The organism is Hymenobacter chitinivorans DSM 11115 (genome assembly GCF_002797555.1).
GTDB lineage: Bacteria > Bacteroidota > Bacteroidia > Cytophagales > Hymenobacteraceae > Hymenobacter > Hymenobacter chitinivorans.
Window position 1 is genome coordinate 458151 of the sequence record NZ_PGFA01000001.1, and the last position, 14504, is coordinate 472654.

A 14504-nucleotide genomic window follows, 5' to 3' on the forward strand; every position below is an offset into this window, starting at 1 on the left:
GCGTGAAAGAAGTATAGCGGAAAAAAGCCCGGGCCGGCGGGCCAGGGCCAACAAAACGAAGTAGCCTATACGCAACCTGCCGGCTTAGGGTACGGGGTCGTGGCCGTGGCCGCCCCAGGGGTGGCAGCGGCTGATGCGGCGCAGGGCCAGCTTTCCGCCCCGCCAGGGCCCGTACTTCTGCACCGCCTGGGCCGCGTAGGCCGAGCAGGTGGGCTGGTAGCGGCAGCTGGGCGGCGTCAGGGGGGAAATCAGGTTGCGGTACACCCAGATCAAACCCAGAAAAAGCTGACGGAATAAGTAGGACATGCGCGGCAGGGCGAAAGTAGGGGATAAGAGCGAACTGGCCCGGTGAAAAAAGAACTGCCGGGCCTTTTCGTAAGTTTGGCTTAGTAAACAGCCCCGCCTCCGGCCGGGTTTCTTTTCCACTTTCCCACTCCCCACCCATGTTACAAAAACTCTGGGCGAAGCTCCTGCTGGTAGCTTTGCTGCTGCCCGTAGCGGCCCGCGCCGACGAAGGCATGTGGCTGCCGCTCTACGTGAAGCGGCTCAACTACGCCGACATGCAGAAAAAAGGCCTCCAGCTGACGGCCGACGAAATTTACGACATCAACAACGCCAGCCTCAAGGACGCCATTGTGCAGCTGGGCGGTTTCTGCACCGGCGAGTTTGTGAGCAGCCAGGGCCTGATGTTGACCAACCACCACTGCGGCTACGACGCGCTGCAAAGCCACAGCACCCCGGAAAACAACATCCTGGAAAAAGGCTTCTTCGCCACCACCAAGAGCGAGGAAAAGACCAATCCAGGTTTGTTCGTGGACATTCTGGTGCGCATGGAAGACGTGACGGGCAAGGTGCTCGAAGGCATCACGCCCCAGACCCTGGAAGTGGAGCGCACCGTGCTGATTCAGAAGCGCCAGAAGGAGCTGGCGGATGCCGCCAAGGAAAACGGGCAGTACGTGGCCTACGTGCGCGATTTTTTCGCCGGCAACGAGTACTACATGTTCGTGTATCAGCGCTTCGGCGACGTGCGTCTGGTGGGCGCCCCGCCGGAGGCTATTGGCAAATTCGGCGGCGACACCGACAACTGGGAGTGGCCCCGCCACACCGGCGACTTCTCCATGTTCCGCGTGTACGCCGACAAGAACAACAAGCCCACCGCCGGCCCCCAGGCCGACAACGTGCCCTACGTGCCCAAAAAGCACTTGAGCGTGAGTTTGCAGGGCGTCAGTGAGGGCGACTTTGCCATGGTGTTCGGCTTTCCCGGCCGCACCCAGCGCTTCTTGCCCGCCGCCGGTCTGCAGCTGACCCTCGACCAAAGCAACCCGGCCCGCATCAAGCTGCGCGACACCCGGCTCAAGCTGTGGAAAGAAGATTCGGACGCCAACCCGGCCATTCGCTTGAAGTACGCTTCCAAGTATGCCAACATTGCCAACTACTGGAAGTACTACATCGGCCAGAACGAGGGCATGAAGCGCCTCAAAACCGTGGACCAGAAAAAGGCCGAGGAAGCTTCCCTCATGCAGTGGATTGCGGCCGACGCCACCCGCGGGCAAAATTACGGCTCGGCCCTGAATGACATCAACCAGGCCTACGCTGGGCTGCGCGAGTACAACCTGAGCTCGGTGTACGTGAACGAAGCGGCCTACGGCACTGAAATCGTGGCTTTTGCCGCCAAAATGGCCCCGCTCTACAACCTGTTCAAAGACCCCAAGGCCGACAAAGCCGCCGTGCAGAAAGCCGCCGCCGAGTTGAAGGAAGCCGCCGAGGAGCACTTCAAGGACTATAACGCCCCGACCGATAAGAAGGTCTTCGTGGCCCTACTGCAGCTCTACGCCACCGACGTGCCCAAGGCCCAGCTGCCCGACGTGTTCCAGACCGTGCAGAAGCAGTACGGCGGCTCGATGAGCAAGTACGCCGACTACGTGTTTGCCAACTCTTTCCTGACCTCGAAGGCCAAGACCGACGCTTTCCTGGCCGCGCCGACGCTAGCCAAGCTGGAGGTCGACCCGGCCTTCAAGACCTGGAACTCGGTGTACACCAACTACAGCCAGAACATTGTGCCCAAAATCCAGGGCTACCAGGCCACGCTGGCCCGGGCCAACCGCGCTTACGTGGCTGCGCTGCGGGCCAAAAACGCCGACAAAGTGTACTCGCCCGACGCCAACTCGACCCTGCGCCTAAGCTACGGTACCGTGCGCGACTATTCGCCCCGCGACGCCGTGGACTACAAGTTCTACACCACCGCCCAGGGCATTCTGGACAAGGAAGACCCCACGAACCCCGAATTCGTGGTGCCCACCAAGGAAAATGAGTTGCTGCGGGCCAAGGACTACGGCCGCTTTGCCGACAAGGACGGTACCCTGCACGTGGCCTTCACCACCGACAACGACATCACCGGCGGCAACTCCGGCTCCCCGGTTATCAACGGCCGTGGGGAGCTGATTGGCATTGCCTTCGACGGCAACTGGGAAGCCATGACCGGCGACCTGGCCTACGACAAGGACCTGAAGCGCTGCATCAACGTGGACATTCGCTACGTGCTCTGGTGCGTGGAAAAGCTGGGTGGTGCCAAGGCCCTGGTCGATGAAATGACCATCGTCAACAACGGCCCCAACCCCGGCGTGGGTCCGCAGAACGGCGGTTCGGCCCTGAACCAGCTCGGCGACGTCGACAAGATGAAAGTCAAGACCGACGACGGGCAGAAGACCAAGGTCAAGAAGAAAAAAGGCAAGGAAAAAGAGGAAGCTGCGGCGGGCATGTAAGCCCCAAAACTGCTTCTGTTAGCCCCAAAGGCCCCGGCGCGTCGTGCGTCGGGGCCTTTTTGCGGATGGCCGGAAAATAGCGGGCCGGACATGCGTCATTTTAGCTGAACATTGAGCTACTTAGGGAGCTAAAAAACTGTCTGTCCGCGGCCTATGCTAAAAATCTACGCTATTCTACCTGCTTTGCTACTCCCTACCGCGCTGGCCTGCGCGCAAGGCAACGGCCCCGGCACGCGCGGCGCCCGCGCGGCCGGTCTGGGCAACGCCTCCGTAACGCTGACCGACGTCTGGGCCATTGGCAACAACGTGGCTGGCCTGGGCCAAGTAACCAGCCCGACCGTGGGTTTCTACGCCGAAAACCGCTACCTGAGCCGGGCCCTGAACACGGCCGTGCTGGCCGCGGCCCTGCCCATCGGCCCCGCCACCGACGGCAAGGCCACCCGTGGCGTGGTCGGCTTCGAAGCCCAGCGCTTCGGCGACAAGCTCTACTCTGAGCAGCGCCTGGGGGCCGGCTACGGCTACCGCGGCAGCCTGATCAGCGTGGGCGCCCGGTTCGACGTGCTGCAGGTCAGTATTGAGGGGCTGGGCAGCAAGCGGGCCGTAGCGGTGTCCCTGGGCGGGCAAGCCGAAGTGCTGCCCAAAAAGCTGTATTTCGGGGCGTATCTGTACAACCTGAACCAGGCCAAGCTGGCCGAATACCAGAACGAGCGGGTGCCTACCGTGCTCAAGGCCGGCCTCTCGTTTCGGCCCACCGGGAAGGTGATGCTCAACGCCGAAACCGAAAAGGACGTGGACCAGGCCGCCGACTTCAAAGCCGGTATCGAGTACCAGGTAATCGACGCGCTGGCCGTGCGCGGTGGTTTTTCCACGCTCAGCCGCCAGACTACCGGCGGGGTGGGGCTGCAGGCCGGTCAGTTCCGCTTCGACTACGCCGCGGCCTGGCACACGGCCCTGGGGCTGAGTCAGCACCTGGCCATCGGGGTGCAGCTTAACCGGGCCGCGAAATGAAACGCACGTTTCTTTCTCTGGCGGCCCTGACGCTGCTGCTGGCCGCCCGTCCGGCCCAGGCCCAGGAATACGTGCGCCCCCCGGCTGACCTCGACCGGCTGGTGCAGGAGCTGTTTGCCGAAATTCAGAGTGACCAGGTGCCCTACGAGGACCTCTACGAAACCCTGCTGCTCTATTACCAGACGCCGCTGAACCTGAACACCGCTACCCGCGAAGAGCTGCGGGCATTGCTCTTGCTGTCGGAAACCCAGATTACGGCTTTGCTCGACCACCGCGCGGCCCAGGGCAACCTGATCAGCCTCTACGAGCTGCAAAGCGTGGACGGCTTCGATTTGCGCACCATTTACCGGGTGTCGCCCTTCGTGGCCGTGCAAAGCAACCTGGGCAACGCCGCCCGTGGCCCGCTCTGGCAGCGGATTGCCCAGGAAGATAATAACGCCCTGTTTGTGCGCTACGAGCGGGTGCTGCAGGACCGGCAAGGATACGCCGCGCCCGACACGACCAGCACCGGCAAGCCCGCCAGCCGCTACCTGGGCTCCCCGGATAAGCTGCTGGTGCGTTACCGCGTGAGCCACCAGCGCGACTTCAGCCTGGGCATCACCGCCGAAAAGGACGCCGGGGAGCCGCTGACCTGGAGCCCGGGCACCCGCCGCTACGGCGCCGACTTTTACTCCGGCCACTTCGTGCTGCAGGAGCGGGGCAAGCTCAAAACTCTGGCTTTGGGCGACTATCAATTGCAATTTGGGCAAGGCCTGCTGCTGTCGTCGGGGTTGCAGGTGGGCAAGGGGGCCGAAACCATTACCACCATCCGGCGCAGCAGTCTGGGTGTGCGGCCCTACTCCTCGGTGCTGGAAAGTACGTTTTTCCGCGGGGCGGCAGCCACTTTCAACCTGACGTCTACGCTGCGGGCTTCGGCTTTCGTGTCGCGCAAGCGGGTGGATGCCAACGTGCAAACCAGCGCCGACTCCCTGGCCGAATTCGACGAGTTTTCGTCGGGCCTGCTGATTACGGGCTTCCACCGCACGGCCACCGAGCTGGCCAACCGTCAGGCCTTGCGCGAAACCATCGGGGGCGGCAACCTGACCTACACCAGCCGCAGCAGCAACTTCAGCGCCGGCCTCACCGCAGTTGATACCCACTTCGACAAGCCCCTGCAGCGCCAGCCGGAGCTCTACAACGCCTTCGAGTTTCGCGGGCGGCATAATCTGGCTATCGGCGTCAACTACAGCTACGTAATTCGCAACATCATTTTGTTCGGCGAAACGGCCCGCTCCAGCGGCGGCGGTATTGGTACGGTAAACGGCCTGCTGGCCAGCCTGGCTACCAACGTGGACGTGTCGGTGCTCTACCGCAACTACGCCCGCGACTTTCACACCTTTTATGGCAATGCGCTCAGCGAAAATACCCGTAACATCAACGAGAAAGGCCTGTACGTGGGCTTGAAAGTGCGGCCCGTGTCGCGCTGGGAAGTGTCGGCCTACTACGACCAGTTCAGCTTTCCGTGGCTGAAATTCCAGGCCGGCACACCCACCGAAGGCCACGACTGGCTGGTGCGGGTGGCGTTTTCGCCATCCAAAACCAGCCTGCTCTACGCCCAGATTCGGACCCGCGTTAAGGAATACGATGTAGCGGCACCCGGCCGCAACCTACCCCTGACCGCGCCCACCCAACGCCGCAGCCTGCTTTTGTTCTACGACACCAGTCCCACGCTGATTCTGAGCTTGCGCACCCGCCTGCAGGGCACGCACTACCGCGAAGACGACGGACCGCAGCGCAGCGGCTACGTGTTGGCCCAGGACGCCTCGGTCAAAATCGGTCGGGTGCTGCAGCTCAGCGGCCGTTACGCCCTCTTCGACACCGACGACTTCGACACCCGGCAGTACGTGTTTGAGCAGGATGTGCTCTACGCCTTTTCGGTGCCGGCCCTGAGCGGGCAGGGCACCCGGGCCTACGCCATTGCCGAGGTAAAATGCTCTAAGCATCTGACTTTGTGGCTGCGCTACGCCGAAACGCACTACCGCCACCAAAACACCGTGGGCTCGGGGCTGGAAGAGTTGCAGGGGCCACGCCGCTCAGAAGTAAAAGTGCAAGCCCGGTATAAGTTTTAGCCGCCAAAAGCCCGAGTGCGAAACGCAGAAACGACAAACAAAAAGGGCGGCTCCAGTGCTGGAGCCGCCCTTTTTGGCGTTAGTTGAAGCTGCTTATTGCTTCAGCAGGCGCTGCACCGCAGTGCCCTCGGGCATGTCGATGTGCAGCTGGTAGACGCCGGTGCTGAGCTTGCTCAGGTCCAGGTCGTACTGCAGCAGTGAGGCAGCCTTGTTCAGGGCCTGCGTGGCGACGGTGCGGCCCATGGCGTCGGTTACGCGCAGTGTCACGGCCCCGCGTTGGGCGTTGTCCACATTCACCTTGAAGATACCGGTGCTGGGGTTGGGGTACACCTGAATGCCTTTGAGCAGAGTAGCCGTCTGGCTGCTGAGCACGTTGGCTTCGTTGGTATAGGCCGAGGCGCCGATGGTGTTTACCGACCGCACGCGGTAGAAGTAGCGGCCGGAAGTCGACACCTGATCTTCGTAGTACGTGCTAGGGGCTGCTACCGTAGCGATGCGCTGGAAGTTGGCGTTGGTCTGGAAGGAGCGCTCCACCTCATACGACGTAGCGTTGGTGTTGGGGTCAGCCGACCAGAGTACGTCCACTTTGCCAGTACCATTGCTGAAGGTATTGTAGAGCGTCTGCAGCGAGAAGGGAGCGGGGGGCACCGTGCCCAGCGTGCACAGTTCCAGGCTCCAGGAACGCAACGAGCCGCCGTTGGAGGCATTGTTGTCGTTGACGGTCAGCGTCCAGTTGCCGGAAGCCGGGTCGTTGGCCAGGTTGCCCAGGCTGCCTACCGGCCGCACCGTGGCGCCGCTGCTCAGCGGGCAGCTCAGGGCTGCCGTAGCGGCATCGTCAAAGTTCAGGTTGATGTCGGCCGTGCCGGGGCAGGCATTGGCTACCAGTACGACCGAGCGACCCGCCGGATTGGTTAGCGTCAGCGTCAGTTCGCTTACATCGGGGTGGGTCAGCACCAGGTTGCGGATGCGCACGTTGGAAACTACCTCGGAGCTACCCACGCTGATAACCGAAGTAACGGTGCGAACGGCACCCGCCGCAATTGCTTTGGGCACTTGGGTGGCCGCAATCGTCTGGCATACTTCGGCTCCCGTCTGGAACTGAGCCGTAGCAGAGAAGGGTGCCGCGCCGCAGGGGCTGACGCCGCGCACGTGCCAGTAGTACGTCGTGTTGGGCTGCAGCGAGATGCTGGGCGTGAAGCTCGTGCCCGTGACGCTCGTCAGAGCCACAATTGGCGTAGTAAATGCCGAGTTGGTTGCTACTTCAAGCTCGTAGCTCGTGGCATTGGTTACGGATGCCCACGTAAAGCGGGGCCGCAGAGTGGCCCGACCCGCCGCGGTAGGGGTGATGGGCGTAGCCGCCTGCGTAGCCGACTTTTCAACAGTAATCAGGAACTGTTGCTGCTGCGTTTGGCTGCCGCTGGTGCCTACCAAGTTTATTACGTACGTGCCCGAAGGAGTTGCTGCCGTGGTCGTGATGGTAGCGGTGGTAGTGCCACCCGGGTTCAGCGTGGGCGTAGCGTAGCTCACCGTCATCCCGGCCGGCAGGTTGGCGGCCGACAAGGTCACGGCGCCCGAGAAACCTTGCAGCTGCCCAACAGCTACGTTCAGAGTCGTGGAAGTGCCGGGGCAAATTGAAGGCGTGGTACCCGCGGCCGTGGTCGGCGTCAGGAAAAACGTAGGCGCCGCAGGCACCACGATGGCGAAGTCGTTGTTCGAGATATCGAAGAAGACATTGCCCGAAGCCTGTACTTTAATCCGGGCCTGGGAAGTGGCCGCTACGCCCTGGGGCACGGTCACCAGTTGGTTGCCGTCGTTCGGCGTGTTAGCCAGCAGCACAGTCGGGAAAGTACGGCCCCCGTCGGTCGAGAGCATAATGTCCACGTTGGCCGCGTTGATGGGTGCCGCCGTCGTGTTGGCCACGTCCCAGTTGACTTGCTGCGGAGCCCCGACCAACCAGCGGATGGGCGTGGAAGACGCAGCGTTGGGGAAAGTTACCAGGAAAGGCCCGGCCGTAGGCACTACAACTACGTGCATGGAGTCGTAGTCCACGCCGCCCCCGCCCACGCGGTTGTCGCGGGCCACGAGGCGGAAAATCAGCCGCCGACCGTACGTCGGCAGAACTTCGCCAATCGTGTCGGTATTCGTAAGTATATTATACAGCTTGGGGAACGTGCGCGAAGGCGAAGCCGTGGGGGAGAAGACTCGGAAAATCGGCGCGTCATCCACGGGCTGTTGGGGCGCGCCGGTCGGCCCGAGGTTGTACTGCTCCCAGGAGTAGGTCAGCGCGTCGTTGTTGGCATCCGTGGCCGAGCCGGTCAGCGTAAACGGCGTGCGCAACGGAATCCGGTAGTTGGCCCCGGCATTGACCACCGGGGGCGTGTTGTTGGTAGCCGTTACCACGCCGCAGTTGCCGGCGCCGGTGATGTGGGCCACAATCTGGTCGAAGCTACGGGAGTGGAAGTAGGGTATGCTGTTGGGCGACAAATCCTGGGGCGAGCAGATGCCGGCGTACGCCATAATCGTCACGCCGCTGCCGGGCTCGTAGGCCGAAACGGCCGAGCGGTTGCCGCCGGCGCAGCTGCCGGTGTTGCTGTTGAAAGTATGGTCGCCGCCAAACTGGTGGCCCATTTCGTGGGCTACGTAGTCAATGTCGAAGGCATCACCCACGGGGTTGGTCAGGCCCGTTACGCCGCGGGCTTTGCCCTGGGTGTAGGTAGAGTTGACCGGCAAGCAAACCGAAGGTTTCTGGGCTACCCCGCCGCCGCCGGTGCTGAACACGTGGCCGATGTCGTAGTTGGCGTCGCCGATGATGGTGGAGATGGTGCGCTGGTTTTCGTTCAGCAGCACAAAGCCGTCATTGTTGGTAAAGGGGTCAGTAGAGGCGTCGGTATAAATGACCTGGTCGGTGTTGGCAATGAGTACCAGCCGAACAGCCACTTCTTTCTCGTACACGCCGTTGACGCGGTTCATGGTCGTGACCATACCGGCCAGCGCGCCGGCTTTGGTGCCGCCCTTGGTAGCGGCGTACTCTCCCGTGCATGCCAGGGCCAGGCGGTAGGTGCGCAGCTGGGTTCCGTTGGGAATCCGCTGGAAAGATGCGGGCTGCGGCAGGTCAAAGTCCTGCTGCTCGGAGTTCAGGCACACCCGGCCCAGGTTCGAGGGGTTCATCGACTGCCGGTCGAACACCAAGTGGTGTACATTGTCTCCCTGGGCGGCGGGGTCGATATAGACGGTTTGGCCTTGCGGGCGCGTAATCATGGCGTGGAAGCCCGCGGGCGACACATCCAGGCGGGCCGTGGCGGCCGGGTCGTCGATGCCCTGGGCCGCGTAGGTTTTGATTTCGGGGTAGCGGGCGGCCAGCGCCGGGTGCATCACGGGCACTTCCACCACGCGGAAGCGCTGCGACGAGCCGTCGGGCAGGGGCAGCGACACCACGGTGGACGAGTTGCGGGCGCCGGCGCCTTTTTCGGCGGGGGCTTGCTGCAATACGCTGCGCATCGCCTCCAGCTGGAAGGTTACGGGGCGGTACTGACGCAGAGCAGAAGTGGTTTTGTGGGCCGCAAGCGGGGCTTGCGTATCATCGGCCCACAGCACGCGTTGGGCGGAAGCTTCATGGGAAGCCCCCAGCACCGCCAGCAACCCGCCCATCAAAGCCGGTTGCCACGTGCGCCGTGATTTCGTAAAGGGTGAAAACATAAAGTAGAGTAAGGGAATGAAGAATGTTCGCAGGTGATTCAGAAGCCCTAATATAGACTTTTTGCCAGTGCGCCGGCGCATCTGGGCGAATTTCCCTTCCTCCTAATCAGCGCTCTAGCGAGCAGAAGCCGGTGGGACCTCAAACGGCTGCTTGCTGCCGGGCGGCAAACTGTCTTTGGCAAAGCAGAGATAGTACTGCGAGTTGGCTGGCCCGTAAGGCTCAATAAGATAGGTGCGGCCCTGCCGAATCAGCAGCGCATGCAGGCCGGTGGGCGTGATTTCCAGGCGCACTTCATTGGTGGGCCGGTTTACTTCCTGCCCGGCGTAGGTTTGCAGCTCCGGGTATTTGGCGGCTAGTTCGGGCGCCATTACCGTCGTGGTGCGCATCCGGAACGTCGCCAGGGTACCATCGGGCAGCGGAAGCTGCAGCTCCGGTCCGGTCGGGGCGGTGGTAGCGGCCGCGAGGATGGGGCGCACGGCACTTAGGCTGAGCCGGTATACCCGGTACTGCCGCGGCTGGATTTGGGGCTTGCCGAGGTGCCTGGCCTGGGTTGGCGTCAGGGCGTGCCAGTAAGCGGGCGAGGCCGGCGAGGTGGGCAAGGCAAGGGTTTGAGCCCAGAGCAAACTGGCGGTAAGAGCAGCGGCACAGGCAGTAGTCATGGTCACCGAGAAGAAAAAAGGTGGGGACTGAGTAAACGTATGGAGGCATATTCCACAACCTTGCCGGTTTGCGTTGGGGGCCGCAGAAGGAGAGCCGGAAAAGCAAAAAGCCCGGCCAGGAAGTATTATCCGGCCGGGCTTCGCAGCGTCTATGCGGTAGGTTAGGATTCGGTTTTAACGAAAACCAGCTGGCTTTTATCGGCCGCGCTGATTTTGCGCCGGAACTCCACGTAGGCCGCGTATTCGGTGCGGGCAAAGCGGGTTTGGGGCATGCGCAGCTGCCGCACGTACTGCAGGGTGCCGTCGGGCAGGGTCTGCACCTGGCTGGTGTAGGTGCCAAAGGCAGTCGTCAGCTTGACGGGGGCGGGCAGGCTTTCGGGCTTCAGCCCGGCCGGGACGTGAATCCGGATGGTGTCGGAATGCACAAAGGCATTGTCGAGCCAGATGTCAGCCTGCCGTTCGCCCACGGCCGCGGGCAAGGACGAGCTGCGACTGAGCAGGTTGGGCGTCAGAAAAACCCGCTTACCGCTGGGCGGGGCCAGGTTGGGCACAGTCAAGCCCAGGGTTTCGACCATCGTGGGAATGGGAGTAGCAACTCCCGACGCGAGGTTGAACTTGGTGATGGTAAAGCCGGAAAGCGGCAAGCGGTCGGCAATTTTGTTTTTCTGCTCAACGGCCGACAAGTTGTGCAGCAGCGCGTTGGCATATTCCTGCTCGAGGCCGGTGCGCAGCGTCCGGATGGTGGCCGTGGCATTGCCCTGGGCATCGAGGTAAACGTCGGCGCGCCGCTCCTGGCGGTTTTCGGCCATGCCGTAGCGGGGAGTCCGCACCAGCTTGCCCCCGGCCGGCGTGATGAGCAGCGCGTGCCGGTTGCCGGTGAAGCTGCCCATATAGTTAAAGGCATTGGTTTGGCTGGTGCATTCCAACCATACGGTGTCGGCCTTGGCAGCTTTGGTCAGGGGCACGCACAGCACCACGTGGTTGAACTGCGTGCTGGGAAACTCGGTGCGGATATCGGGTGCGTCGGCCCGGACCAGGGCGCAGTAGGCCGTTACGTCGGCGGCCTGCAGCAGGGCTTTGCAGTAGTTAGTCAGGGCCTTGCAGTCGCCGTAGCCGGTGGCGGCAACGGTAGCGGCCGGAAACGTCTGCCAGCCGCCAATACCCAGCTGAATGGAAATGTAGCGGGTGTTGGCCTGCAGAAACTCGTATACTTTCCGAATACGGGCCCGCTCGTCTGGTTCGCCCTGAACGAGGGCGGCAATCTTGGTTTTCACGGCGGCCGGCAGCTCGTCGCGCCCGGCGTTCAGCTCGTAGCTCCACTGGCCCAGCGTTTGCCACGAGGTGGCCGCGCCCCGGTGGCCCTGCACCTCGAAGTTGGAAGGCGCCGTCAGAACAGCCGGGGTCAGCAGGTGCATGGGCGGGGCGTCGGGCTCTTCTTCCAGCGCCGCCAGGTTCTGCAGCTGCCACTGGTACACGTCGGTAGTGCCTTGCAGGGTGTGCTGGGCCGTGACGCCCGCGGGCAGGTGCTGCTCCTGAAACCGCAGGGGCAGTTCGGTGGGCGTCAGCACCCGGAACGAGGCTTTTTCCACCGCCAGCTGCTCTTCCGGCTGCGGGTGCCACGCAGGATAAAACAGCAGATTATTGGAAACTACCTCGTACTCGTATTCCACCGTGTAAGGGTAGGTGGGCTGGCGCAAATCGGCAATGCGGCCCCGACCGTCAGAGGCCAGGCTGAAGCCGTCGGAGAGGCCGTAGTCGCGCACGTTGGCCGGCCGCAGTTGCAGATACGCCTGGCCCGCGGCATTATATACCGTACCGCGCAGGTAGCTCACCGAGTTTAGCTGGTCGTAGTACACGGTCAGGGTGGCCCATTCCGCCCCGGCTTCGTCCAGAATCGTAACGGCCCGGCGCACGGTTTCCACCGAGCGGCTCGCCGACTTCACCACCAGAGTCTGCTCCTGGTTGCGAATTACGGCGTGGGCATTTTCGCGCAGGGCGGCGGGCAGCGCCGCCACGGGGTAGCTGGGCGTGCTGCCCCCGGCCACGGCCGAGCCGCCCGCCAGCAGCAGGGCGGCTAGGGATGCATAAAACCGGCTCATGACTTCTTTTTCAGGACGATCTGCTCGGCCTGCTTGGCCAGCATACGGTTGTAGAACTCGCGCAGGTAGGCGTATTCCTCGGCCATGTACACGGGCTTGCGCAGGCTCATGCGGCTGGCAATCTGGACGGTGCCCTGCCCGTTGTCGGCCACGGTGTAGGAGAAGCGGCCCCCGTTATCGGGCAGATCCACGATGGACGGCTTGGGCAACTCCTCGGCCTGGTAGCCGGCCGGCAGCTGAATGGTCAACATCACCGTTTCGTCGACCTGGGCTCCGAAGTCAACCGGGAAGCGGCGGTCTTCGCGGCTGAACGGGTTTTTCTCGTCCGTAAACTGCCGCATGGGGCTCAGGTAAATCGTGCCCACCGGGGCGTCGGCCCCGGGCATGGTAAACTCGTAGTCGACGGCCAGGGGCTTGTGCAGCAGCTCCCGCTCCTTGAAGGTGTACTTCGGGATGCTCCAGCCTTCGTGGCTGCTGACGATTTCCTCAATAAACTTCTTCTCCCCGTTTTTCTGAAGCTTCTCCCGGGTGCTGACGCCCGAGTAGCCGGCGTGTTCCTGGTGAATCTTGCCGGTGTAGCCGCCCCGGTTGTCCAGGGTCAGCGTTACTTGGCGGTACTCCATGTGGCGCTGGGTTGGCTGCAGATCAATCCAGCGCGACTTAGCGGCTTCGGGCATAATCAGGCGGCCGGTGCCGCTCAGGCAGCGCGGGGGTAGCATGCCGCAGGGAATCATCTCCTCGGTAGCGTCCACGAGCATTTCCTTGCCTTCGGGCAGGGCCACGTGGGCCACCACGTAGTTGAATTTGGACAGTAGCGGGAAGTTCTGGTTGACCATGCCATTGTCGCGGGTGCTGAGCAGGACGGGGTTGGCCTGCAACCCCGCCTCGCGCAGGGCCGCAATCAGCAGCAGGTTGATGTCGGCGGCCGAACCGTTGTGCTGGTCGTAGGCCTTACGGACGGTTGTAGTGGCGAAAATGCGGTCCGCCCCGTTGTACTTTACCGCCTTACGCACCAGGTCGTGAATGGCGGCAATGCGTTCCGGCGCGTTAGGATTCTTGGCCAGCAGGGCCGTCAGCTGCTCTTTCAGGAAGCCCCCGCGGCCCAGTTGCCCCCCAAAATTGTCGTCTTCGAGCAGAATCTGGTTGATTTTTTCCCAGGAGTTAGTCACGCTGCGGTAGCCCTGCTTCGGCATGCGGGTACCAGCTAGCTCAAAATCCATCTGGGCCACGTAGTCGTCGGGCGTGGTCATAAAAGGCTCCCGGTGCATGGCCGGTACATCTTTCATGGCCCAGCGGTAGTTGGTTACCTGGGCCACCACGGGGTCGGAGCCGGCAATGGTGTACTGGGTATTGGTTTCGGCCCGTTCCTGCGTCGCGAGGGGTTCGTAGCCCTGCAGCAGCATTTTGTAATCCAGGTATTCGGGAATGGCAACGCGGTACTCGCTCCAGCGGGTTGGAATACTGCGCTGGAACCGCCAGTCGTGCAGGTTGAAGATAAAGTCGGAGCTAACCAAGTACGTGTACTCGATGATCGAGCCTTCGCGCACGTTGGGCAGGGTAAACTTGCGCACGGAGTTATTGACGGTTGTTTGCTCGGTGAAAGTAGACGACTGTTCGAGCTTTTCCTTCACTACCTGGTTGTTGACCAGGTTATAGGTGAAGCCGCGCAGGTTGGAGAGCTTTTCCGAGTTGCCGTCTTTGCGGTAGAGCGGTACGTGCACCGTAGCCCAGTCATAGCCCGACTTCTTCAGGATTTTGATGCGGGTGACGCGCTCCAGCACGTAGCGGAACTCGCCCTCGAAAACCTCGAAGCGGGTGCGGCCAAAGTCGCAGAGGACCACGGCTTCGGCGGCGCTGTCGGCCACGAAGTTGGCGCCGGTCAGGTCCCGCTCATCAATCTTACCGAATTTAATAGGCTCATTCTGGCCCAGGGCAGGCAGGCTAATAAAGCCCGCCAATACGCCAGCCACGGCCATAGGACGCAGTAAACGTGTTATCATACTAAGAAAGTACAGGAGAAAAAGAAGAGAAAAATAGCAGTCAAGGCTCTAGCCGAACTAGCGGCCAAGCAACAGGATCAAACAGTAAATAAAGGCGAAGCGGAAAGGGCGGATAATTGTACGTTAAAGATGCAGAAATCCGGGAATACTGCAAGCTTCATGACTTCTTCA

8 protein-coding genes are annotated in these 14504 nt (G+C 62.2%); 3 read left to right on the plus strand and 5 right to left on the minus strand.

Annotation, left to right across the window (positions count from 1 at the left end; translation table 11 throughout):
• Nucleotides 1–84: 84 nt before the first annotated feature.
• Nucleotides 85–306 carry a membrane protein insertion efficiency factor YidD gene (gene yidD / locus CLV45_RS01765; protein ID WP_100336920.1) on the minus strand — a complete coding sequence of 74 codons (222 nt, stop codon included), beginning with the start codon at nt 304–306 and terminating at the stop codon, nt 85–87.
• 137 nt (nt 307–443) lie between these two features.
• On the opposite strand from yidD, the gene CLV45_RS01770 reads away from it, so the two are divergent.
• From CLV45_RS01770 to CLV45_RS01780, 3 genes are all read left to right on the plus strand, one after another.
• The gene (locus CLV45_RS01770) at nt 444–2762 is read left to right on the plus strand and encodes a S46 family peptidase (protein ID WP_170061798.1); all 2319 of its coding nucleotides are present in this window, start codon (nt 444–446) and stop codon (nt 2760–2762) included.
• A 183-nt stretch (nt 2763–2945) separates the two neighbouring features.
• On the plus strand, nt 2946–3770 hold the full coding sequence (locus tag CLV45_RS01775) for a hypothetical protein (protein ID WP_157807227.1): 825 nt from the start codon (nt 2946–2948) through the stop codon (nt 3768–3770).
• A complete protein-coding gene (locus CLV45_RS01780; RefSeq protein ID WP_100334684.1) occupies nt 3767–5878 on the plus strand; it encodes a helix-hairpin-helix domain-containing protein in 2112 nt (703 codons plus the stop codon). Before CLV45_RS01775 ends, CLV45_RS01780 begins: the two co-directional genes overlap by 4 nt.
• A gap of 93 nt (nt 5879–5971) precedes the next feature.
• Here the strand turns inward: CLV45_RS01780 and CLV45_RS01785 are convergent, their stop codons facing one another.
• The 4 genes from CLV45_RS01785 to CLV45_RS01800 all read right to left on the minus strand — a co-directional run bounded on the left by CLV45_RS01785 (nt 5972) and on the right by CLV45_RS01800 (nt 14333).
• Nucleotides 5972–9574: a reprolysin-like metallopeptidase gene (locus tag CLV45_RS01785; protein ID WP_170061799.1), complete on the minus strand. Its 3603-nt coding sequence runs from the start codon at nt 9572–9574 to the stop codon at nt 5972–5974.
• Nucleotides 9575–9688: 114 nt separating this feature from the next.
• Nucleotides 9689–10234, minus strand: a complete 546-nt coding sequence (locus CLV45_RS01790; protein WP_100334686.1) for a hypothetical protein — start codon at nt 10232–10234, stop codon at nt 9689–9691.
• A 161-nt stretch (nt 10235–10395) separates the two neighbouring features.
• Complete coding sequence (locus CLV45_RS01795) at nt 10396–12333, minus strand: DUF3857 domain-containing protein (protein WP_100334687.1); 1938 nt, start codon at nt 12331–12333, stop codon at nt 10396–10398.
• A complete protein-coding gene (locus tag CLV45_RS01800; RefSeq protein ID WP_100334688.1) occupies nt 12330–14333 on the minus strand; it encodes a DUF3857 domain-containing protein in 2004 nt (667 codons plus the stop codon). The genes CLV45_RS01795 and CLV45_RS01800 overlap by 4 nt, the downstream gene beginning before the upstream one ends.
• Nucleotides 14334–14504 lie beyond the last annotated feature (171 nt).